This is a genomic window from Pontimicrobium sp. MEBiC06410 (genome assembly GCF_053601615.1).
The window spans coordinates 268,601-291,021 of record NZ_JBSHNT010000162.1 but is presented as its reverse complement, the minus strand read 5'-3'; the positions used below and the strand labels follow the sequence as shown (position 1 = coordinate 291,021).

The 22,421-nt window shown below is 29.5% G+C and carries 20 protein-coding genes; 9 read left to right on the top strand and 11 right to left on the bottom strand.

Going from position 1 to position 22,421, the window contains the following annotated elements:
* The first annotated feature begins 226 nt into the window (after positions 1 to 226).
* Entirely contained in the window at positions 227 to 481 is a 255-nt protein-coding gene (locus ACVC08_RS17085) for a hypothetical protein (protein WP_452602956.1), read from the top strand.
* A 47-nt stretch (positions 482 to 528) separates the two neighbouring features.
* Here the strand turns inward: ACVC08_RS17085 and ACVC08_RS17080 are convergent, their stop codons facing one another.
* The 6 genes from ACVC08_RS17080 to ACVC08_RS17055 all read right to left on the bottom strand — a co-directional run bounded on the left by ACVC08_RS17080 (position 529) and on the right by ACVC08_RS17055 (position 6,684).
* The gene (locus ACVC08_RS17080) at positions 529 to 1,680 is read right to left on the bottom strand and encodes an acyltransferase family protein (RefSeq protein WP_452602955.1); all 1,152 of its coding nucleotides are present in this window, start codon (positions 1,678 to 1,680) and stop codon (positions 529 to 531) included.
* A gap of 21 nt (positions 1,681 to 1,701) precedes the next feature.
* Entirely contained in the window at positions 1,702 to 2,229 is a 528-nt protein-coding gene (locus tag ACVC08_RS17075) for a GldL-related protein (RefSeq protein ID WP_452602954.1), read from the bottom strand.
* A complete protein-coding gene (locus tag ACVC08_RS17070; RefSeq protein ID WP_452599002.1) occupies positions 2,222 to 2,920 on the bottom strand; it encodes a LysE family translocator in 699 nt (232 codons plus the stop codon). Before ACVC08_RS17070 ends, ACVC08_RS17075 begins: the two co-directional genes overlap by 8 nt.
* A 151-nt stretch (positions 2,921 to 3,071) precedes the next feature.
* Positions 3,072 to 3,746: a head GIN domain-containing protein gene (locus ACVC08_RS17065; protein ID WP_452599001.1), complete on the bottom strand. Its 675-nt coding sequence runs from the start codon at positions 3,744 to 3,746 to the stop codon at positions 3,072 to 3,074.
* Positions 3,747 to 3,880: 134 nt separating this feature from the next.
* On the bottom strand, positions 3,881 to 4,210 hold the full coding sequence (locus tag ACVC08_RS17060; protein WP_452599000.1) for a YbjQ family protein: 330 nt from the start codon (positions 4,208 to 4,210) through the stop codon (positions 3,881 to 3,883).
* Between the two features lie 230 nt (positions 4,211 to 4,440).
* On the bottom strand, positions 4,441 to 6,684 hold the full coding sequence (locus tag ACVC08_RS17055) for a ribonuclease R family protein (RefSeq protein ID WP_452602953.1): 2,244 nt from the start codon (positions 6,682 to 6,684) through the stop codon (positions 4,441 to 4,443).
* A gap of 937 nt (positions 6,685 to 7,621) precedes the next feature.
* On the opposite strand from ACVC08_RS17055, the gene rpiB reads away from it, so the two are divergent.
* Genes rpiB through ACVC08_RS17040 form a run of 3 tightly spaced genes read left to right on the top strand, consistent with a single transcriptional unit; the run spans position 7,622 to position 9,147 of the window.
* Positions 7,622 to 8,056: a ribose 5-phosphate isomerase B gene (rpiB, locus tag ACVC08_RS17050; protein WP_452597915.1), complete on the top strand. Its 435-nt coding sequence runs from the start codon at positions 7,622 to 7,624 to the stop codon at positions 8,054 to 8,056.
* Positions 8,057 to 8,061: 5 nt separating this feature from the next.
* Positions 8,062 to 8,505, top strand: coding sequence for a GNAT family N-acetyltransferase (locus ACVC08_RS17045; RefSeq protein WP_452597916.1), 444 nt, complete (start codon positions 8,062 to 8,064; stop codon positions 8,503 to 8,505).
* Positions 8,506 to 9,147 (top strand): hypothetical protein, encoded by a 642-nt coding sequence (locus ACVC08_RS17040; RefSeq protein ID WP_452602952.1) that lies wholly within the window; start codon positions 8,506 to 8,508, stop codon positions 9,145 to 9,147.
* Between the two features lie 62 nt (positions 9,148 to 9,209).
* Here the strand turns inward: ACVC08_RS17040 and ACVC08_RS17035 are convergent, their stop codons facing one another.
* The 5 genes from ACVC08_RS17035 to ACVC08_RS17015 all read right to left on the bottom strand — a co-directional run bounded on the left by ACVC08_RS17035 (position 9,210) and on the right by ACVC08_RS17015 (position 14,174).
* Entirely contained in the window at positions 9,210 to 10,058 is an 849-nt protein-coding gene (locus ACVC08_RS17035) for an OmpA family protein (RefSeq protein WP_452602951.1), read from the bottom strand.
* A gap of 244 nt (positions 10,059 to 10,302) precedes the next feature.
* Positions 10,303 to 11,157: an OmpA family protein gene (locus ACVC08_RS17030; protein ID WP_452600139.1), complete on the bottom strand. Its 855-nt coding sequence runs from the start codon at positions 11,155 to 11,157 to the stop codon at positions 10,303 to 10,305.
* Between the two features lie 59 nt (positions 11,158 to 11,216).
* Positions 11,217 to 12,860 (bottom strand): S41 family peptidase, encoded by a 1,644-nt coding sequence (locus ACVC08_RS17025; protein WP_452602950.1) that lies wholly within the window; start codon positions 12,858 to 12,860, stop codon positions 11,217 to 11,219.
* 107 nt (positions 12,861 to 12,967) lie between these two features.
* Positions 12,968 to 13,339 (bottom strand): ribonuclease P protein component, encoded by a 372-nt coding sequence (gene rnpA / locus ACVC08_RS17020; protein WP_452600137.1) that lies wholly within the window; start codon positions 13,337 to 13,339, stop codon positions 12,968 to 12,970.
* Positions 13,340 to 13,361: 22 nt separating this feature from the next.
* Positions 13,362 to 14,174 carry a LexA family transcriptional regulator gene (locus tag ACVC08_RS17015; protein WP_452600136.1) on the bottom strand — a complete coding sequence of 271 codons (813 nt, stop codon included), beginning with the start codon at positions 14,172 to 14,174 and terminating at the stop codon, positions 13,362 to 13,364.
* A gap of 1,001 nt (positions 14,175 to 15,175) precedes the next feature.
* Between ACVC08_RS17015 and ACVC08_RS17010 the strand changes: the two genes are divergently transcribed.
* The 5 genes from ACVC08_RS17010 to ACVC08_RS16990 all read left to right on the top strand — a co-directional run bounded on the left by ACVC08_RS17010 (position 15,176) and on the right by ACVC08_RS16990 (position 22,413).
* Entirely contained in the window at positions 15,176 to 18,772 is a 3,597-nt protein-coding gene (locus ACVC08_RS17010) for a hypothetical protein (protein WP_452602949.1), read from the top strand.
* Positions 18,773 to 18,888: 116 nt separating this feature from the next.
* Positions 18,889 to 20,745 carry a hypothetical protein gene (locus ACVC08_RS17005; protein WP_452602948.1) on the top strand — a complete coding sequence of 619 codons (1,857 nt, stop codon included), beginning with the start codon at positions 18,889 to 18,891 and terminating at the stop codon, positions 20,743 to 20,745.
* Positions 20,746 to 20,756: 11 nt separating this feature from the next.
* Entirely contained in the window at positions 20,757 to 21,524 is a 768-nt protein-coding gene (locus ACVC08_RS17000) for an EndoU domain-containing protein (protein ID WP_452602947.1), read from the top strand.
* Between the two features lie 9 nt (positions 21,525 to 21,533).
* Entirely contained in the window at positions 21,534 to 21,872 is a 339-nt protein-coding gene (locus ACVC08_RS16995) for a hypothetical protein (RefSeq protein WP_452602946.1), read from the top strand.
* Between the two features lie 115 nt (positions 21,873 to 21,987).
* On the top strand, positions 21,988 to 22,413 hold the full coding sequence (locus ACVC08_RS16990; protein ID WP_452602945.1) for an SMI1/KNR4 family protein: 426 nt from the start codon (positions 21,988 to 21,990) through the stop codon (positions 22,411 to 22,413).
* Positions 22,414 to 22,421: the final 8 nt, after the last annotated feature.

Here is a 22,421-nt window from a genome sequence, read left to right as displayed (position 1 = left end):
GGTTTTTTTATACTCTAATTTTTATGAAAAATTGATGGTAAGGTGTACTACCAATCAATATCAAAAGTTATGTTTACTTTAAAATAAGCTTCGCTATTTTAGGTAAAACCATCCGATTTTTCTTTTTCTAGGAAAAACCCCTTTTAAAAAACAGTATATCAACTGGTTAAATAATTATAATACCATAGTACATTTGCATCACTATTAATTAATAAAACATATAATTATGGCACATCATGCACAAGGTACAACGGGTTGGACAAAATTAAAAGCTTACCAAGCTTTATGGGATCCAAAAATTGATTTAGGTAAATTCTATTTTACAACTTTTCAAGGAAAAAGACAAGAAACACCTTATATGACTTCTAGTAATTTTGCTAGAGTTCTAGACATTTTAAGAAATGAAACACCTGTTTATGGTAATGCTTCTACTGGTTCTGTAACCACACAAGGAGAACATGTTGGAGAGGAAGAGAGTTAGTCTGTAAAATACTCACAACAATTTTAAACTAATAAAACCTTCAAGTATTACTTGGAGGTTTTTGTTTTTAATTTCTTAGATAGTTGCATAAAAGGTTTTTCTATCCAATAAAAAGATAAGAAACTAATTAAAACTACTAACGGTGCTATTAAAAATATAAGTAAGCAATATTCGTTTTCAGAAAAGCTTTTCATTTTTTCTAAACCTATAATATAATAACCAATTACAAAAAGGATAATGCAATGTAGTAAGTAAGTACTATAACTTATTTCTCCTAAAAATTTTAATGTAGTATTTTTTAAAATACCAAAAAGGTTATTTCCTAGAGCGATTATAGTAAATACTATTGTAATTAATAGTTTACAAATTATAGAATACGAACTACTAAATTGAATTATTAAAAAGAAACAGAATAGCACTAAAATGCTAAAAAATAGCGTATTAAAATTCAATTTTATTTTGCTGTATTTTTTTATAAATGGTGCTATTGCACCTCCCATAAATGATAGTAAGTGATGGTAGCCATAACCATGATAAATACTAAACACTACAATGAATACTAAACTTATAATTATTATTACTATTGAAGGCTTTTTTTTAGATATAATTATTGATAATACTGGCAAACTAAAATACAATAACCACTCGTAAGGTAATGACCAAACTGCTCCATTTATATACGGTGTGTAGTATACATTGTTTAGTATTGGTTCTCCAAATATGGTAAAACCTAACCATTTTAAAATACTAATTATAAATGTTTTAAATTCTACTACTATTTTCCAATTACTAATTTCCATAATACATATAAGTAGTAGTAATAGACTGAATAAATATAACGGACCCAATCTTAAAAGTCTTGACTTGTAAAATTGTTTCCAATTAAAAGCTGTTTTAGAGTTTAATAGCTTACTTATAAATAAAAAGCTGGAAATCATAAAAAATAAAGAGACACTCGTTTGCCCCAAATGAACATAGAGGTTAGATTTTGGCAATTTCCAAGCTCCAGTTTTAGCAAATACGTACCATATACTAGCATGATGAATAAATACACTAACACCTAAAAACCCTCTTAAACCATCTATACTTTCGTACCTATTAGGTTTAGGTTTTAGCTTATATTTAATATTTATAGTGTAAGCTATTATATAACATACAATAAATACAATAACAGCAAATATGGTATGTGTGGGTGCCATTAAAATTATTTTAATTGATATCTATTCCGTGACAAAATAATCCACCAAAATCATGACACTTAAAAATAAAAAACCAACTGTAGTTAATAAAGCTCCATATGGCCAGTGTTGAATTTTAAATAAAATACCTAATATTAAAGGAATGATAGTAATAATCCAAGCTACATAATAGCCTGTTTTTAAATCTTTAATGTCTTTTAATTTTCTATTTTTAGAGAAATAGGTTGTACCTTCATTTATAAACCAATAGCCTAATAAAATAAGAAGCATATAATTTAAAAAAGTACTTAAATTTATAAAATGTAATGTACTATTTATATAATTAAAAGCCCATAATACTATTAAAAGTAGCTTAACATAATCTAACACTACTTTAGTTTTTTTAAGTGCAAAACGAACACTATATAAAATAACTAATGCTATACAAGCTATAAGAATTATTTCATTACCATAAGGCCAGTGATGTAGTTTAAATAAAAGACCTAGAATAACAGAAGATAATGCTATTCTTAGCGATAAAGTAAGCGCTTTTTTTCTAGGTTTACTCAATATGCTTAGCCTTTTTTATAGGATTAATTTTCTCTAATTTTTCTTTGTTTTTTTCGTAAGCTTCTGGGAATAAACCTTGAGTAAGTAGTAAGACTCCAAATCCTAAAATAAATAGAGCTACTATTTTTTTAGTTTTAAAAATGCGTCTTGGTGTTAATTTATTTCTTAGTCGTTTGGCTGCCAATATTTTAATTACATCTGCAACAAAATAACTTACTAACATAGTACTTATAAAAATAACTACACCATTTTTAGAGGTTGTAATGGAGTTTCCTATAACAATAAACCCTAACCAACCAATAAGTACGCCTATGTTTATAAAATTAAGTAAAAAGCCCTTTACAAAGAGTTTCCAATAGTCTTTTTGTATTTCTACTTTATGGTATTCTTTTACTATGGTTCTAAAAGATTTAGAGGTTTTTATAAAAGAAATAATACCGTAAACAATTAGCAAAACGCCTCCAAATATTAAAAAGTTAGGATCGTCTTTTACTTTTTCTAATAAGTTATTAGTACTGTAATAGGCTAGAAGAATAAAAACAATATCTGCTAAAATTACACCTACATCAAATATTATAGCGCTTCTAAAGCCTTTTGTTGCACTAGTTTCTAGTAAAACAAAAAACACAGGACCAATGGTAAATGCTAATATAATACCAAAAGGAATTGCTGCTAAAATATCATCGAACATATAAGTAAAACGGATTTACTACAAAGTAAAGAAATTATTTAAAAATAGTAGTCTTTATTTGCTAGTAATAGTTACAAGTTTATTAATTACTATTAAACAAAAAAGCTACAGTAATATTACTGTAGCTTTTACTTTTTATAAAAAAATAGTGTTAATCTACTCGTTTAATACGTCCGCCTAAAGTTGTTTTTTTTGTTACTGTATTTGGGTTTCCGTAAATATAAATATCGCCACCTGCTGTTACTTTAGCATCTACAACATCTGTTGTGTTTACCTCTGCTTCTCCTCCTGTTCTTATTTTTACTTCTGTGTTTTTTGTTTCGAAGGCTTTGCCTTCATAAATACCTCCTGTATTAATAAGTACAGATTGCGAATTTGCTTTTCCTCTAGTTTCTACAACACCTCCAGTAATAGCTTTTATAGAAACTTTATCTACATTTAAGCCTATTTTTAGTACAGCTCCTTCTTGTGCTTTTAGTTCTATTTCGTCTTGTTCTATTAATTCGTTTCCTACTATTATAGCGCCTTCATTACCATCTATAACTTTTAAATTTGTGTAATGTACTGCTACAAAGGTTTCAGATCCGTTAAATATTTTATCGAAACGCATGCGTACTTTTAAGGTTCCATTTTTATTAACTATTTCTACATCGTCTACGTCTTCTCCTGTAATAATAACTTTGTTTTCGTTAGACTTTACTAAGCTTATATGTATTAAATCGAAAACTTTTACTGTTGTAAAGTCTCCTACTTTTTTTTCTTTTGGGTTTTGTGCAAAAGCTGTTAGTGTTATAAATAATAGTAATACAGATGTTATAGTTCTCATGTCTTAATTTTTTATTGTTTTAAGTAAAGAGCCTTATCTTTTGTAATTGTTACAGTTTATATGTTTAAATTTTTACTTCTGGTTATTACTCTTTTGTATATAACTGCTTTTAGTCTGGTATTATTGTAATTATTTTATTCTTTTACAATGCTTACGGCTGTTCCTGTTACTGATACCATTAATGTATTAGAGTTTGCTATGGCTTCTACGTCTACACTTATACCTACTACTGCATTGGCTTTTAATGCGTCTGCATTTTCTTTTAGTTTTTGAAAGGCTTCTTCTTTTATTTGCTCTAATCCTGCTGCGTATGCTTCGTAGTATTTAGACATTTTAAACATATCTTTAAAAGACATGTTATTACCTTTATACGAGTAACTTGAGTTATAAGATATGCCGGTTACAATGCCTTTGTATTCTACTATTCTTGAGCCTTCTATTGAGTTTGTCGTGGTTAAAATCATAATTTTTAAGTTTCTTATTGGTAGTTGTTTTTATTAAATTGTTACTTAAAAGTATTAAAATACTAATAACTTTTATCAAAGATTCCTGCTCTCATATAAATAATAATGTATTAAATGTAGTACAAAACCATAAATACAGTTTTGTTAATAAACAAAACACCAGAGTACAAAATATATTTTGTACTCTGGTGTTATATAAATGTACTATTTACAAATTGTAATTAGTACATTTAGTCTTCTACTTTTCCTATTAAATCAAAATCTAAGTGTCGTTTTACTAAATCGGCTTGCTTTACTTTTACAACGACCTCATCTCCTAATTGGTACATATTTTTAGTTTCTTTTCCTACTAATGCAAATTGGTCTTGGTCGAACTCGTAATAATCATCTTTTATATCTCTAGTTCTTACCATACCTTCACATTTGTTAGATATTATTTCTACATAAATACCCCAATCTGTTACTCCAGATATGACACCTACAAACTCTTCGTCTTGGTGGTCTTGCATAAAACGTATTTGCATGTATTTAATGGAATCTCTCTCGGCTTTTGTTGCTAAGTTTTCCATATTACTTGAGTGTTTACATTTTTCTTCGTAAACTTCTGCATTGGCCGTTTTTTCACCATCTAAATAACGTTGTAATAAACGGTGTGCCATAACGTCTGGATAACGACGTATTGGTGATGTAAAGTGACTGTAATAATCGAATGCTAAACCGTAATGCCCAATATTATCTGTTGTATATTCGGCTTTACTCATGGTACGTATTGCTAGAGTATCTACTAAGTTTTGTTCTTTTTTTCCATTTACATCGGTTAATAACTGGTTTAAAGAAGCTGCTATACTTTTTTTATCTCTAAGGTTTAGTTTATGCCCAAACTGCGATACTACTCCTTGTAAAGCTGCTAATTTACTTTCGTCTGGTTCATCGTGTACTCTATAAACAAATGTTTTTTCTGGTTTTTGTTTTCCTATAAATTCTGAAACTTTGCGGTTAGCTAATAGCATAAATTCTTCAATTAATTTATTAGCGTCTTTGCTGGTTTTAAAGAATACTCCTACTGGGTTTGCTTCTTCATCTAAATTGAATTTTACTTCAACTTTATCAAAAGATAATGCTCCAGATCGCATACGTTTGCCACGCATAATTTTAGCTAACTCATCTAGTTTTAATATGGCTTGTGCTATTTCTGAATTGGTTTTGTATTCTTTTCCTGTTAACGATACTTCTGCAGGAATTGTAGTATCTATTTTATTAATAGTGTTAATAACTTCTGCTTTGTTTAAAGTGACGTTATTTTCTATAATTGCTTGTGCTTCTTCGTATGCAAAGCGGGCATCGCTATAGGTTACCGTTCTACCAAACCATTCGTTTTTAATCTCGGCTTTATCGTTTAATTGAAACACTGCAGAGAATGTATATTTTTCTTCATGTGGTCTTAACGAACAGGCACCATTACTTAATATTTCTGGTAGCATTGGTACTACTCTATCTACTAAATATACAGAGGTTGCACGCTCGTATGCTTCATCGTCTAAAACGGTACCTTCTTTTAAGTAGTGCGATACGTCTGCAATATGTATTCCTACTTCGTATAAGCCATTATCTAATATTTTAAAGGATAAGGCATCATCAAAATCTTTAGCGTCCTTAGGGTCTATGGTAAAGGTTAAATCTTTACGCATATCTCTTCGTTTAGCTATTTCTTCTGGTTTTATTTCTAAATCTATGTTATTGGCATAGTCTTCTACTGCTTTAGGAAACTCGTATGGTAAACCGTAATCTGCCAAAATAGAGTGTATTTCGGTATTGTGTTCTCCTGGTTTTCCTAATACTTTAAGTACTTTTCCATTAGGCGAATCTGAGCGTTCTGGCCAATCTTCTAGAGAAACCAGTACTTTATCTCCATCTTCTGCTTTATTTGTTTTATTTATGGGTACAAAAATGTCTTTATACATTTTGTTTCCATCTACTACTACGAAAGCAAAATTCTTTTTTTCGTGTATTTGGATTACACCAACGTACTCTGTTTTTGCACGTTTTATAATGTTTGTAATCTCTCCTTCTAATTTTCCTTTTTTTCTTCGCTTGTAAACATATAATTCTACCTCATCGCCATTTAATGCTTTATTAACATTGTTTGATGCTATAAAAATATCGTCTTCAAAATCATCACAAATAACATAGCCAGAGCCTTTTTGGGTAGCATCAAAAATTCCTGTATGGTATTCTGCATTGTTAATAGCTTTAAATTTACCACGATCTACTTGCTCTATTTCTTGTTTAGCAGCTAGTTTAGCTAAGGTTTTTATAATTTGATTTCTACTACTGGCATCATTTACTCCAAGTTTAGCAGCTATTTGTTTATAATTGTAGGATTGGTTTCTATCTTTTTTTAAAATACTTAGAATTGTATTTGTAAGGTTGGAAATCTTATTCTTCGACGATTTCCTTGTTTTCTTTCTTGTCATTTATTTCTTCTTGTTTTCACTAATTCAGTGAAAATCTTATTAATTAATTCTCTTAAAAGTATTGATTTTATTTACGTTCGGACGAACTTAAATTCATAGGAAGTGGATTTAAAAGGATATGAATTCTTTTTAAATCAATCTATTAAGATTACTGCAAAGCTACACTTTTAATATTAAATCAATATTTCTTTAAAATTAAATTAATAAAAACAGTTATCCACACATATATACATATATATCTTTTTCTTTTAAAAATTTAAAAAAAATATTGATGCTTATTATTGGGTGTTAATAGCGGTATAACTTTTTTAAGTTTTTGTTTGATTTGTTTATTAAAGTACTCTATTAACAAGTTATAATGTATTTAAAGTGCTCATTTTTAAAGTAATTAAAATTACTATTAACAGGTGTTAATAACTCTGTTTAACAAGATATCTTTAATAAAAAATTAAAAATTACATGTTGGTATGTGTGTTTTTTAGCTTGAAAAATTGACCAAAAAAAAGTGCTAACTTTTTTGGTTGTTTCACATCTATTCTGTGATGGAAAAATTAATTTAATAAACCTAATAAAAGTTTTAAAAACCTTTGATAAGATATTAACAAGTAATCATTATCTAAACGTTAAGTAATGAACAATTTTACACGATTGTTGATAACGTATATAACCATTTAGTAATGAGTAATTTAATTATTTTAATAGATAAATATTAAAATAAAGCTTGCAAATACTAATTTTAAAATTGTGTTTTTACTTCAAAAAATAGAACTAAAAGGTAATAACTGTTAATAGCTAAAAATTATATTTATCAAAATTAAATAAGCTTGTTAATAATGTAAAGGTTATTAATAGGTAGTTGTTATGTAATTATTAACTTTGAGGTTTAATAACACAACTACTAAAATTTCCGCTATAGGGAAATAAAAAACTTAAACACATGACTATTTCTATTGGAAACGATCACGCAGGAACAGATTACAAATTTGCTATTGCAAAACATTTAGAAGCTAAAGGTATTACTGTTACTAATTATGGTACAGATGCAAATGATAGTGTAGATTATCCAGATTTTGTACATCCTGTAGCTAAAGATGTAATAAATAAAAAAGCAGACTTTGGTATTTTAATTTGTGGAAGTGCAAATGGTGTTGCTATGACAGCTAATAAGTATCAAGATATTCGTGCTGGTTTATGCTGGACTAAAGAGATTGTATCTTTAATACGCCAACATAATAATGCTAACATATTATGTATTCCTGCTCGTTTTACAGCTATACCGCAAGCTTTACAAATGGTAGATACTTTTTTAGAAACAGATTTTGAAGGTGGAAGACACCAAAATAGGGTAGATAAAATACCTGCGCATTGTTAATACCTATGATAGATGTAAAAGTAAAAGCTTTTAAAGAATTAACTACAAACGAGCTGTATCAATTATTACAATTACGTAGTGAAGTTTTTGTGGTTGAACAAAACTGTATTTACCAAGACATAGATGGAAAAGACCAAAATGCTTTACATGTTTTAGGGTACAAGGGAGATAAATTAGTGGCTTATACACGTATGTTTAAACCTGGTGATTATTTTGATTATGCTAGTATTGGTAGAGTAGTGGTTAGAGCTCACGAAAGGCAATTTAAGTATGGTTATACTATAATGGAAGTTTCTATAGAAGCCGTAAAAACACAGTATAATACAACTACAATAAAAATATCTGCACAAACGTATTTAAAACGTTTTTATAATAATCTAGGTTTTAAAGAAGTAGGCGAAGAGTATCTAGAAGACAATATACCACATATTGTTATGATTAGAGGATAAATGAAAAACAAAAAGCAGTATATACTTGCTATTTTAGCAGGAGAATTATTTTTTATTTTTTTTATTTTAGGACAAAATGCTAACATTTTTAAATCTAGTATTTATGTAAATATAGTAGGGATAATTTTAGGGACACTCTTATTGTACAGCTTAGTTATTACTTTAATATCTTCCAGTAAAATTAATTACAATTTAGTAGGTTTAGGTTATGCAAGAGCTTATATAATTTTTATAGCTACTTTTTTTATTTCAATATTTATAAAGCAATTTCTTTTTACAAAAGAAACTACACCTGTTAAAACTATTATAGAACGAGAACAATTAGAATTTGTATCTAATTATAAAGATTGTTATGTGTTAAAATATGGAACATTTTTAGTTGATGATAGAGACACTATAATTAGAAATATTAAAAATAATAAAGAACTAGAAACAGTAATTACTAATGGTAAAACTAATGTATTTAATGTTAAATGGATAGATTCTTGTACTTATTTACGTATAAATACCAAATCTGGATTAGTAGCATATAAAGTTAAATTAGGTAATATTAATGAGGTGTTTCATAATTTATATATAAGTCCTGCAGGACTTCATAAATTAGATGATGAAAAAGTACTAAATAGTATTACAATAGAATAAAAAAACTCACTTTGGGAAGAAGTGAGTTTTTAAATTTCAAAGCTATTACCTACTAAAATAAACTACTTAGAAATATATCTTACTAAAAGTTCAACACGTCTATCTTCGCTAGCATCGCCACCTAGATTATATTGTCCTTTCATACCTTGGTATCTTATACGTCTTGCATCTACACCATTTTTTACTAAATAATCACGAATATATTTAGCTCTTACTGTAGATAAATTAAGTTTTCCTGTTTCCTTGTCTTTAGATTCTCTTCCGTTTTCTGTACAACACACATGGCCGTTAATTGTAAAAAAGATATCGTCTCTTTTTACTAAAAAAGCTGTTAATTCTTTTAAAGTTTCTACAGATTCTGGTGTTAAATAGCGTAACCCCATTTTAAACTTTAAACCGTTTAAGTTTATTAAGTCTCCGGTTTTAAGATCTTCTCCGTAAAAAGAACCAGCAATTAGTTTTTTTGGTGCTATAACTATAGTTACTTTTCTGTTTAATGTTCTTAATTCGTTAAATAAAGCTTGTTCAGAAGTTGTTAAAGCTATTTCTCCTTTTCCATTAGTTTTAACAATCTCTGGCTTTTTATCGCTATTTCTGTAATCTGCTATTATATTTCTAATAGCATTAGCTCTTTTATTAGATAACTGTTGGTTGTATTCAGCACTACCTCTATCATCACAAAAACCAATTATAGACATTCTTTCTATATCTATAGTTTCTGTTGCTTTAATAAACTCTAATAGTTTTTTAAACTCTTTTGTTGTTAAAGCATATTTATCTGTATTAAAATAAACCTCATGACTTAAAGTAACATTGTCTTTTTCTTTAAGTTTATCTTTCTTAATACCACTGGCAGCTAGGGTAATATTTAGCGATAAAATAGAGATTAATAATAAGGCAAAATGTTTCATTATTTCTTTTAATTTGTTTGGGCGCCGCAAAGCTATGGCGATATAAAGAAGTGGCGAAACATTTTAGTTAACTTTCAAATATTTTTGGTTTAAGTGCATGACTTAGGATAAGTGGTAAACTTCTTACGATAAAAGACTATGCTAGTTATCTGTTATTATTAACATTTTATAGATAACTTAAATTTGGAGTAAAAAAAAGCAGCTAAATTTAGCTGCTTTTTACTGTAATATTTTATACTAGAATTTAGTTTTTCTTACCAACATAAGTAACTAAAATTTCAACTCTACGGTCATTTTTTGCTGGTCCACCAAGCGGAAATTTACGTCTTAGCCCAACATATTTCATGCGTTTTTTATCTACTCCTTTTTTGGCTAAGTAATTATAAATGTATTTGGCACGTGCTACAGACAAATTACGTTTTCTTGTTCTTTTATCTACAGCATCTCTACTCATTTGTGTACAACATACATGACCTTGAATTGTAAAATAAATGTTATCGTGTTTTACTAAAAGTTTAGCTATTTTTTCTAATGTTTTTTTAGATTCGGCAGTTACATAACTATAACTGGTTTTAAAGTATATTTTATCTAAACGTATTTTATCTCCTTTTTTAATGGTACCATTTTCTATATCGTCTGTAGTTTTTGGACCATTGTTTACAACAACCTCTTCCGCTTTATCTTCATTTTCTTTTGGTTGTTTTGTAGTAACAATAATTTCTACTTTCCTATTTAATCCTCTTATTTTATGAACCTCTGTTTCATTTAGTATCTTTAAAAGAATTTCTCCTTTTCCGTTTACGTTGGTTATTAAGTCTGGATCTATACCATAACCCGAAAACAATTCTTTTATTTTATCTGCTCTGTTTTGAGAGAGTTCTAAGTTATATTGGTCTGTACCACGATCATCACAAAACCCGTATATAGATATTTTTTCAATGTCTATATCATCTAAAGAAGAAATAAATAAGAGTAATCTATTTTCTTCGGTTAATGGTACAATGTATTTATCTGTATCAAAATAAACATCATGTGTAATTTCTTCTTGCGAAAAAGTAATATTAGAAATTAATAATAATATAATAAGTAGTCGTTTCATAATTATCAGTACAGCATTAAATATACCAAATTTTAAATAGGGCTATAATTTTATAAGAGTTATCTTAAATATTTATTGTAAATATTAGGGTTAGCTAGTATTTCTGTTGCTTTTTTTATTTCTGCATTGTGTATTTTGTAATAATCGTATAAACCTTCTCTGTAAACATAACGTTTAACAATTTCGTCAGATAATAAACCCATTAACTGTGTTTTATTTTCATCTATAGCGCGAAGTTTTGATTTATTTAAGTTAGATATTAAAGTATTATAATCTTTTTGGATGTCGTCGTCTAGCTTTTCTGTTTTAGCAACTTTTAAAACTTTAGATAGCGATTTTTCTGTATCAGTTTCAAAAGAAAAATCGCTAGTTTTTAAATATTTTTTAAAATTAGAAAAATCGCTATCTGTTAATTTAAAGGTGTTAATATCTTCTATTTTATGGCTGTAATAGTATTTAGTAGCATAATCGAAAATACTTTGACTATTAAGAATTGCTTTTGTAATAGCAGAGTTTTTAGAGTAAGCCAATACCTCATCTGGGAATACACCACCACCATCAAAGACTTTTCTACCATTTTTGGTTTTAAATTCTTTATAATCTTTTTGTTCTACACGTACTGCATTTCCTTTTTCATCTTTATTCCAGTAATCTAAAGCTTGAATACAACGACCAGAAGGCGTATAATAACGAGAAATAGTTACTTTTAGTTGAGTACCATAGGTAAGTTTTTTAGGGCGTTGTACTAGTCCTTTACCAAAACTTCTAGCTCCTACAACTACAGCTCTGTCTAAGTCTTGTAACGTTCCAGAAACAATTTCACTTGCAGAGGCACTACCACCATTAATTAAAACAACTACAGGAATTTTTGTATCTATAGGGTCTTTTTTAGTGTAGTAAGTTCTATTGTATTTTTTAACTTTAGATTTTGTGGTAACGACCAATTGGCCTTTGGGTACAAATAAGTTTACCACATTTACAGCTTCGCGAAGTAAACCTCCAGGATTTCCTCTTAAATCTAAAATAATACGTTCTGCACCTTGCGCTTTTAAATCTTTTAAAGCATAGCCTGTTTGTGCAGAGGCTTTTGTATTGAATTTTTTAAGAACAATATACCCTGTTTTTTCATCTACCATAGAAAAGTGTGGTACTGCGTCTATTTCTATTTCCGAGCGTTTTATTGTAGCTGTATATTCTTTACCTTGTCTTACATAAGTTGCAACAAAAGAAGAGTTAGGTGTACCTTTAAGTAAGTTTGAAGCATCATCTTTATATGTAGAAATGAGTACACCATCTATTTTAATAATTTCGTCTCCCGCTTTTAAACCTGCTTTATCCGCAGGATAATCTTTATAAGGTTCTATAACAACAAGTTTATCTTTAAGCGTTTTTATTCTGGCACCAACACCTGTGTAATCTCCAGTACGTTTTATGCGTTCGGCCTCAACATCTTGCTCATTATAAAAACGAGTGTAGGGATCCAATTCGTTTAGCATATTTTTAATGGCATTATCCATTAAATCACCCGGATTGGTTTCGTCTACATAATTCATGTTGAGTTCTTTAAATAGCGTTGTAAATATTTCTATTTGCTTAGCAATTTCAAAGAAATCGTTATTATACTTAGTAAAAGCTGTTCCTGTAAATAATATAGTAACAGCAAAAACAGGAATAATAACTTTTCGTTTTAAAAGTGTTTTCATGGTGTATTTGTTTAATAAGCAAGATGAAGATTCTTAAATTGAATTTATCTTAAAAAACGCTTAAAATTCATCTTAATTAAGTAATTCCAAATTATTAGTAACATTTGTTATTTTGGTAATTTAGAAATACGGTCATTAAATTTAATAAATAATGCCTTCATTTTTCTGTTTATAGTTTCAAAATCTGGCAGCTCTTTATTAATATATAAAATCATAAACGAATAATTAGTTATGTTGTTGTCTAACAATAGTGTTTTATTAAGCCTGTAAGCCTCACGCATTAAGCGTTTTATTCTAATACGGTCTACTGCTTTTTTAAAATGACGTTTACTAACAGAAACACCAACTTTTAATTGTTCGTTATTTTTTAAATAGACTAAACGCAAAGGGTATGCCGAAATACTCTCGCCTTCAGAAAATAACTGTCCAATAGCTTTTTCGCTTTTTAGTTTTTCGGTTTTATTATATGTAAGTTTCATGAGTTTAGAAGCAAAAAATCTTCTAATTTTTTATAGCTTTAGTATTAAGCGCATCTTTAAGCTCTATTAATTGGCTTTCTAGTTCGTGCAATCTATCGTAAATATCTACAGGTTCTGGCATTTGTTTAGACGCAAACATAGTAACGTACCAAATTTCCATAATATCCTCAACATCTATAGTATAAGTTGGGTAATTACCATCTTTATTATCACTTTTTAAAATAAGCTTACCTCGTTTTTCTACTCTGTTAATAACACGTTTTAAAACAATACCATCGTTTTTACTTACTATAACATAAACACGACCATCTTTTACTTCATTTAAACTTTCTACATATTTACCAAAAACTAAATCACCATCAAAAAAAGTACGTACCATAGAGTTGCCTTGTACTTCAAAACACCTAAAGGTACCATTATTAAGGTGTGGCATATTAAAAGAAGGTAAAGTTTCAATAAACTCAGTGTCTCCATAACCATCTAAATATCCTGCTCTAGCTTTTACAGGTACATAAACTACATTTTCTTCGTTTTCTTGGTTAACAGAAACCACTTGTGGCACTCCCGAATATGTTTGAATTTCTGGAATATCTTCTTTTAACATTACTGTACTTTTACCAAAAAGATAATCTGGGTTAATGTCAAACTCATCTATAATAGCAGATAAAACATCGTATCCAGGTTTTGTTTTTTTTCTAGAACCATCGGCTTGAGGTCTACCATTAACTATACTATCTACAGTTGTTCCAGTAACGCCAATGCGTTTAGAAAAAGAAAAGTTGTTTAATTTAAAATGAGTGATAATAGCTTTTATTTTCTCGTCAATAGTCTCCATAAATAAAATAAAATAAAATTAAACTTTTTACAGATATGGTTGTAAAATGTTTGTTTTGATTTGTAAAATGTGGTATATTTACACGATAAACACATTGCTAATATACAAAATTATCTATAAATCAAACATTTGTATAAAATTTAATAAACAAATTGTTAATTTTATATAAAAAGCGCGTTACCTAATAAATTGGAGGGCTTTACTCATTATTGTTTTTTATGTTTTATAAAAAAATCCAACTTTGAAATACCATAATATTTTGTAACTAATTATAATTTATAGAGACTTATATGTTAGACTATAAGCTATTGTATTGATGGTATATTTTAACACAGAATTATCAATATTATTTAAAATAAATAAAAAAGAGTAGCGTTTTAATACAGCTAACGCATCGCTAAACCACAATTTATAATGTGTAATAAAAAATCAATAATTAAAACATGTTAAACAAAAGAAAATCAGTATCCCTAAGAATTTGTATTTCTAAAAAAAATAAAGGCCTTTATTTTTACCGGCTTTTAAACTCTACAGCAAAAATCTAATTTTTTCAATGCGTTTTATACACCATTATAAAAAATAAGTATATAGAAGTGTACAGTCTATAGTCTTATTTTAATAGATGGTTAAACTTTAAATTTAAATCATATTACATAATAATATTTATTTAAGTATAAAATTTAAACTTTTTACAAAAATAATTATAACATAATTTGTATTTATTTGTAAAATGTTTTATTTTTGCAGAGCTATTACCTCTAAATCTTTACAAATTAATAATCGATTAACATTTGTATAGAAAAAGAGTAACAATTTCTTGATTTTACATAAAAAAGACGTCTTAAAAAAAATCAAACAACGACGGTTAACTATTCAAAACATAATATTGAATAGGGTGGAAAACTATGCCTAAAACTTAAGGCTTTGTATTAAGGTAAACTGTTAGAAAAGTGAACAATAACAGTTTTAAAAACAAAAAAATAATAATTAAAACATTAAAAATGAGTAAAGAGATTAAACAAAATCTATTCAGATTTGTAACAGTGCGTAACCCGCAATTAATAGATAAAAAAGAGGGGCATCCTGGATTTGTGTTTCACCCTAACGGGAGCAGTGTTTTTTCAGAAGTAATTGCTGATTCAACTAATCCAGAGGAATTAAGAGCTGGAATCCAAGAACAGGCCAATGAGATGGCTGCTTATGCTTTTAAAACTAGAAAAGAAGTAGCTGCAATTAACGAAAATTTATATGCATTTTCTAACTGGTTAATGCGTAATAAAAATAACTTAACTTACAATGCTATACAAGATAACTTAAATGGTGCAACACTTTTAAATATAGAGCAGAAAGAAGATATTAAGCTTTGGGAAAACCTAATATATCAAACCATTACAAAACAGTCAGTTTATGTTCGTGAAGCGTTAATACAAATGCTTATTGCTAATCAGTTTTTAAACGAATTTATAAACAGACCATTTGAGCCTATAGCTAGAGGTGGAGGTTATAAGTTTACGGAAGCTGAATTAAAAGAATTTACACGTCGTGCTTGTGCAAGCGTAGTAATTTCAAAAGAATTGTTTTCAGATGAAGTAAAACCTGTACCATCAAAAAGAAGAAAATTAACAGCGTCTCAAGAAAACGCAATGTTAAAAGCAATAGAAGTTGAAACAGCTAAAGAAAGTATAGATGCCTATAAAATTTTAGAAAAAGAATTAAAAACTATAGAGACTAAATACAATAAAGATTCTCAAAAAGCGTACGATGCAGCATTAAGCAAACATGAAGCGACAGTAGATAATTTAATGGCGCAAATAAAGCCCGTGTTTGTTGAAGAAATAGATCCAGAAACAGGAGTAAAAACGACAACAAAAACCTATCCAGGGTTAGAATTACCAACCTTTACTTTCGATAAAGAAATTGCTATAAACTCTAGGTATTTAAACGGAAAATTGTCAGCTAGTTCAATGGCACTTTTTAACACAGAAGAATTAGATGTCTACGATGAATTTTCCGAAGTATATACAGTAATTAATACTAAAATACAAACACAAAATCAAGTTGTAGCTGCGGGAGGTCCTAAAACATCCAGTACAGTAGTTGTTGGCGGGGTTTCAACTACTGTTGGCGGAAGCACATTTAATTTAGAACCATATTGCTTTTTTGCAGCTAGAAAGAGTTTAATAAGTACTGGGCAAGGTTTATCAATGTTTTTAGGAACAGGATATGCTAATGCTACAGCATCTAATGCATCGGTCAAATTATTAAATTTAGACACAAATATAGAATATACAGGAACCTCTGTTGAAACCAGAGCAGGGCTTAACGATAGTACAGTACGTTTATTTTTCGCTATACCTCAACCAATAGATAATAGTGCTAACTATCGTTTTTCGGGAACATTTAGCTTAGATAATGGTGTAACATTAAGGTTTGACGTTACTAACAGTGATTCAATGCGTTTTTTAAGATTTAATGGTTGCTGTGAGATCGTAAAAGGAGACGATACAATAGACCCAATTGACATATCTAAACCAGAACTTTTTGGTATAACTAATTTAGGTATTGCCGATTTTAGACGTGTAGAACAAGAAGTATGTTGTTATGTACCAGGCGAAGTGTCTCATATAGAAAATATTATGGCTCGTGAATATAAAGAACGAGCAACAAGAAGTTTAAATAGTATAGAAACCACTAGCGAAGAAACTACAGAACAAGAAACAGAGAAGTTAACCGATACAACTACTACAGAGCGTAACGAAATGCAAAGTGAGGTATCGTCTGTTATAAATGAAGATGAATCTAAAAACTACGGCGCTAATGCAAGTGTAAGTGGTAAGTTGTACGGAAGTCTTAATTTTTCTGCAGGTGCTTATTTTGACGCTTCTACCTCTAGTTCTACATCAAACTCTAACAGTCAAGCACAAACTTACGCGCAAGAAGTTACAGAGCGAGCTATGGAGCGTATAGTACGTAAAGTAAGTAAAAAACGCACCTCTAGAATTTTAAAAGAATTTGAAGAAAATAATAAACACGGCTTCGATAATACTAAAGGCGATAAACATATTACAGGTGTATACCGTTGGATAGATAAAATATACAAAAACAAACTTATTAATTACGGTAAACGTTTAATGTATGAGTTTGCTATACCAGAACCAGCAAGATTCTTTAAAGAAGCTATTTTTAAGCAAACAGAAAATAGCGAATTAGACTCTGCGGTAGTATTACCTACAAAACCTACGCATCCAAAAAATTTAAGTTATAGTATTAAAATGCGTAATGCCGAAGATTTAAATAAAGGAAACTATAAAGAAATTGCAGGATTGTATAATGCCGAAGTGCCAGCATTTCCAGAGCAATACAAAACTGTTTCTAAACAAGAAGTTATCGATGTTTGGGGAGATTCTGGCCGTTGGGTAAGATCTGGAGGTTTCGATATAGATATTCCAGATGGATACAAAGCAAAAAACGTAAAAGGCTATTTCGATCCAAGACACGGAAACCATAGTGCAACATGGAGTAATATGCATGCAGAACTGTTTATTGGAGGTAAAAAAATTTATGTCCCTGGGCAAACAAGTAACTTCCCTATTAATGTGTCTTTTGTAAAACCAATAACAGAAGTTGTAGGTGTAAGTTTAACAAGTTGGGATATAGGAATATATAACTTTAATCTAACGGTAGATTGCGAGTTAACAGATGCAGTTATGGATGCTTGGAGAAACGAAACTTTTAACGCAATTATGAATGCCTATAACGATCGTTTACGTGAGTACAACGAAGCTATGTTAGCTAAAGAGTTAGGGACAGAATCTAACGGAGAAACCTTAAAGTTTAACCCTTTACAAAATAGAAGCTTAGAGCGTAAAGAGTTGAAACGTGTGGCTATAGAGTTATTAATAGACCAAAACAGAGTCTCTAAAGATAACTATACAGCAATTAACGAAACTACAGGTGTGTCTAAAGTTATAAAAAACCAAGGCTTACAAAACCATGCAGCTACTGTGAAGTTCTTTGAACAGGCTTTCGATTGGGATATTATGTCGTATATATTCTACCCATATTTTTATGCAAAAGAAGAAAACTGGAAAGAATTATTTCAATCTCAAGAGGCAGCAGATCCAATTTTTCAAGCCTTTTTACAATCTGGTATGGCAAGAACGGTAATACCTGTACGTCCAGGATTTGAAGATGCCGTAAATTGGTACATGGCAACAGGAGAGATTTGGAATGGAGAAGGATTAGTTACCGATCAAGATAATGACTTGTATGTATCTATTGCAGAAGAAATGCAAACCATAGAAGGCGAAGTAGAAAAATCTTGGGAAACACGCTTACCAACAAGCTTAACCGTTATTCAAGCAGGATCTATAGGTTTAAAAGTAGAAGGCTTACCGTGTAATTTAGATTGCGACGATTTTGCGTTGTTTGATAGTGATGGTAAACCAATTTTAGATGCTAATGGAGAGCAAGTAACAGACAATCCAATTAAGCAAACTAATACTTTAATTGGCGGGAATACAACAGAAGAAGCTTTACCTCCAACATCTGGCGGAACTCAAGATACAGACCCTGTAATAAAAACAACAGCTAGATAAGCTAAACATTAGGTAAGTATAGTACTCTTACAACTATTACCTAACCTTGTGTGTAACAATATAAGGTTGGGTAAAGTAAGAGGCTATGTATTGTTTAACAACTAAAAAATTAGAAAATGAGTAATTTAAATGAAAATAGCCCATTTGGTAATGTTAATTTTCCCGATGGTATTTCTAATGCCGCTAATGCTTTTGCTGCAAACGCTCCTGTTTCTAGCTCTATATTTCAAACCTGTACAACAGATAATTTTTTAAACTATTTTTTTCAAGGAGTAGAATGTGTAGAAGTAAAAAATAAATCTGGAAAATATGGCGGAACTATAATAGAGGAAACGTACACAGGCGGTGGAATAAATAAAGTATACAGAACCAATAGAGTTACTAAAATAGATGGGAAAAGAAAAAAAATAGGAACCGTTGTTTTAATAATAGGAACCGATGGCGCCGAAATACTAAAAACACACAACGGATTAGTGCCTAAAAAAGGAGAACAAATCATTCTTTTAGAAAAAAATGATAAAGATTTTTCTAAAGCCATTATGCGCTTTAAACAAGATGAAAGCATAGACTTTAGTGAATCGAGTAAGTCATTAACAGCCTTTATTAATAAGCGTTACGAAATAACATCAGACCAATTAACCAGTATAGTTAATAGAGTCGATGATACTTCGGCATTACAAAGTGCTTTAATTACTATTATAGAAAAAGCACGAAAAGTAGCTGGACCGGCTGCTACAGTAGGTTTAGTTTTAGCAGAAAAAATGATAGACTCAGCTATCAAAGGCTTCGATGAGTTTGTAGAAGGATCATTAAAAATAGATCCTAGCTTTTGGAATCCAGATCATAAAGATTTTAAACCAGCAGTAAATATTACAAAAGAGCAAATAAAAACGCTCACCTCATCATTAGATGTTATAGGTAGTAAAATAGATGAGTTAAGCTTCAAAAACATGGTTGCAGCAGGAGGTTTAGCCACTATCGTTTCAGGCCCTTTTGCTTTTGTTTTAGCGCCAGGAGCAGCAGCTTTTTATTTGTATTCCGAAGAGATAGAGCGTGTGTTTAACAGTATGAAAACACAAATAAAAGGAGCGCTTGGTAAACTAAAAGAGTTTTTAAATAACACTTTAGAAAAACTAATAAAGGGAGTTAATACGGCAATAAATGTTGTGTTAGCATTTATCTCTGGGCTTTGGTCTGGTTTAGTAGACTTTGTGGCCGATGTAATAAGGCTATTTTTATTTATAATAAAACTAGCTATAGCAGGAGTGAGCAAAATAGGCGAAGCAATAGGCACTAAAGTAGAACAAACAAAATCGTTTATTAGAAACTTTGGTTTATATTATAACTTAACTTTAGAAAATATAGATAACACCCTGCAAAGCTTTGGAGCTATAGATTGGTTAGACTTTTTTAAACAGTCGTTCTTAAAATTCGAGTTATTTAGGTTGCGCCTTTTAGCAAGTATTTTTAACAAAGCAGGAAAAACACTTGAAGGCTTAAATTATGCAGAATGGGCTTACTATATCGCTTATGCTATATTATTAATTGTAGATATTATATTGTCCTTTTTCTTTCCAGGGCTATTAGCAACTAAAATAGCTAAGCTAGGAAAAGCAGGAAAAGTACTGGCAAAAATTATAATTGCTGTACAAAATGCTATGGCTTTGGTGTTTAAAGTGGCTTTTAAAACAGTTGCTTTTAGTATAAAAAGCATTATGAGTATGTGGTCTACCATTGTTGGTATCATACGAAAAGGCAAAAATAAACTACTAGAGTTCTTAGATATAGTACTTGCTAACGTAGGTAAAGTGTTAGATGAGGCCGTTAGAGGTGTTGCTAAAGCATTAGACGATGTTTTTAATACTTTTTTTAAGTCTACAAAAAGTAGGAACTACTTTAAAAACCGTGGATATAAACCTACAAAGTATGATGAGGTAACAGGATTATTAACCCTTTGCCCAATTGGCAAATAAATAGTTACGTTATGGGAAAAAAGGGAACATTTTGTTATACTTACAAAAAAATAGATGGAAAAATATCTATAGTACATAAAGGAGAAGAAGTTGTTACTAATATACCAGAAAAAGAAATTGGTAAGGTTATTGATGAATTAGAAGAGAGTGCAAAAGAAGCGGGTGTAACTATTGAAAAACATTTGGATGGTTTGGCAAAAGAAAATTCAAACTTAAAAAGGTTTGGTTTCAAAGTGTTTAAATTTTCTTCTAAATTTATAGACCATATTAGGTTTGGTCACATTAAAGTTACGGTAGTTAATACTAATGTTCTAAAAAAACTACCTAATGGAGAACCTAACCCTAATTATATTGCCGAAGTGTACGAATATACAATTGGTCAAGGGGGAAGAGTTTTTCAGGATTTACTTCCAAACCAAGCTTATAAAATAGATTCTGTAGGAGGGGCACATTTTTTAAAAGAATTAGATCCTAATTCTGTTAGAATAGCTGAAAATGTGTTTACAAAAAAATTATCTACAGGAGAAACGGTTCGACAAGTGAAATTAGACTTTTTTGTAAAAGAATTGAACGCATGGAAGTTTAAGAATAACCCATCAACAATGTGGCCTAAAAATTGGGATATTAAAAAGGTGAGGAATATAGTTTTTGAAGCTACAGAAAATATTATTGAACATAATAATCGTAGATTTGTTGGAAAAACTAATGATGGTTTAATGATTGAATTTTATATAAATAGATCAACTAAAGAAATTGAAACAGCATATATAATTTTTTAAGAGAATAATATGGAATACTTGACATTTAAAAAAGAAGTGAAATGGGCAGTAGCCAATGATAATAAATATGATTTGTTAGGCTTATTTGTCACTGACGCAAAATTTGAAATAAATAAAATAATTGACGATTTACAAAGTATAATAAAAGGAGAAAAAGTCTTTGATGATATTCAGGACCCTGAGATGTCATGGAGTTTTGGTAATGCTTCAGGTTATTTTGAAGTAGAAGGAGAAACAGCATACTTTGAACCTTATGAAGATGTAACAGATTCACCAAGAGTAGTGATGCCTTTAAAAGAACTAATAGGTTTATTAAAAGAATGGAAAAGCTTTTTAGATAAAAATTAAGGCTCTCTATTTTAAACTCGTTTGTGATAAAAAAATAAAAGGAACTACAGTAATCTTACTGTAGTTCCTTTGTTTGTATATTTCAAAGGTTATAGATAATTAAAAACTATTAATCATGTTAGAATTTAATACATATGGAGAATCAATAACCGAAATAGATGTTCAAGCTTTTGAGCAGCTTATAGGGAAAGAGTTACCTGAAGATTATAAAACACACCTATTAAAATACAATGGAGGGAGTGTTCCTTGGGAAAAACAATATGAATTTTCTTTTAAAGGAGAAGAAATTAGTTTGGCAACATTTCATAAATTAAAAAGTGATAGAGGTGGGACTTTGGAAGAATACTATAATAGAAAACATGATTTTTTATTTCCTAAATTGTTGCCAATTGGAACAATAGAAGGAGGTTATTTAGCAATGGGTTATCAAACTGGAAATTATGGTGAAATTTATATTTATTTTTCAGATGAAGGGCCGTATAAAGTAGCTAATTCTTTTACAGAGTTTTTAGAATCTATGAACGTAATAGATGAAGAATAATATTTATA

Excerpts from the sequence above, each read along its gene's own strand:
- ACVC08_RS17085 (WP_452602956.1), top strand. The coding sequence starts at position 227 with ATGGCACATCATGCACAAGGTACAACGGGTTGGACAAAATTAAAAGCT.
- ACVC08_RS17080 (WP_452602955.1), bottom strand. The coding sequence starts at position 1,680 with ATGGCACCCACACATACCATATTTGCTGTTATTGTATTTATTGTATGT.
- ACVC08_RS17070 (WP_452599002.1), bottom strand. The coding sequence starts at position 2,920 with ATGTTCGATGATATTTTAGCAGCAATTCCTTTTGGTATTATATTAGCA.
- ACVC08_RS17065 (WP_452599001.1), bottom strand. The coding sequence starts at position 3,746 with ATGAGAACTATAACATCTGTATTACTATTATTTATAACACTAACAGCT.
- ACVC08_RS17060 (WP_452599000.1), bottom strand. The coding sequence starts at position 4,210 with ATGATTTTAACCACGACAAACTCAATAGAAGGCTCAAGAATAGTAGAA.
- ACVC08_RS17055 (WP_452602953.1), bottom strand. The coding sequence starts at position 6,684 with ATGACAAGAAAGAAAACAAGGAAATCGTCGAAGAATAAGATTTCCAAC.
- rpiB (WP_452597915.1), top strand. The coding sequence starts at position 7,622 with ATGACTATTTCTATTGGAAACGATCACGCAGGAACAGATTACAAATTT.
- ACVC08_RS17045 (WP_452597916.1), top strand. The coding sequence starts at position 8,062 with ATGATAGATGTAAAAGTAAAAGCTTTTAAAGAATTAACTACAAACGAG.
- ACVC08_RS17040 (WP_452602952.1), top strand. The coding sequence starts at position 8,506 with ATGAAAAACAAAAAGCAGTATATACTTGCTATTTTAGCAGGAGAATTA.
- ACVC08_RS17035 (WP_452602951.1), bottom strand. The coding sequence starts at position 10,058 with ATGAAACATTTTGCCTTATTATTAATCTCTATTTTATCGCTAAATATT.
- ACVC08_RS17030 (WP_452600139.1), bottom strand. The coding sequence starts at position 11,157 with ATGAAACGACTACTTATTATATTATTATTAATTTCTAATATTACTTTT.
- ACVC08_RS17025 (WP_452602950.1), bottom strand. The coding sequence starts at position 12,860 with ATGAAAACACTTTTAAAACGAAAAGTTATTATTCCTGTTTTTGCTGTT.
- rnpA (WP_452600137.1), bottom strand. The coding sequence starts at position 13,339 with ATGAAACTTACATATAATAAAACCGAAAAACTAAAAAGCGAAAAAGCT.
- ACVC08_RS17015 (WP_452600136.1), bottom strand. The coding sequence starts at position 14,174 with ATGGAGACTATTGACGAGAAAATAAAAGCTATTATCACTCATTTTAAA.
- ACVC08_RS17010 (WP_452602949.1), top strand. The coding sequence starts at position 15,176 with ATGAGTAAAGAGATTAAACAAAATCTATTCAGATTTGTAACAGTGCGT.
- ACVC08_RS17005 (WP_452602948.1), top strand. The coding sequence starts at position 18,889 with ATGAGTAATTTAAATGAAAATAGCCCATTTGGTAATGTTAATTTTCCC.
- ACVC08_RS17000 (WP_452602947.1), top strand. The coding sequence starts at position 20,757 with ATGGGAAAAAAGGGAACATTTTGTTATACTTACAAAAAAATAGATGGA.
- ACVC08_RS16995 (WP_452602946.1), top strand. The coding sequence starts at position 21,534 with ATGGAATACTTGACATTTAAAAAAGAAGTGAAATGGGCAGTAGCCAAT.
- ACVC08_RS16990 (WP_452602945.1), top strand. The coding sequence starts at position 21,988 with ATGTTAGAATTTAATACATATGGAGAATCAATAACCGAAATAGATGTT.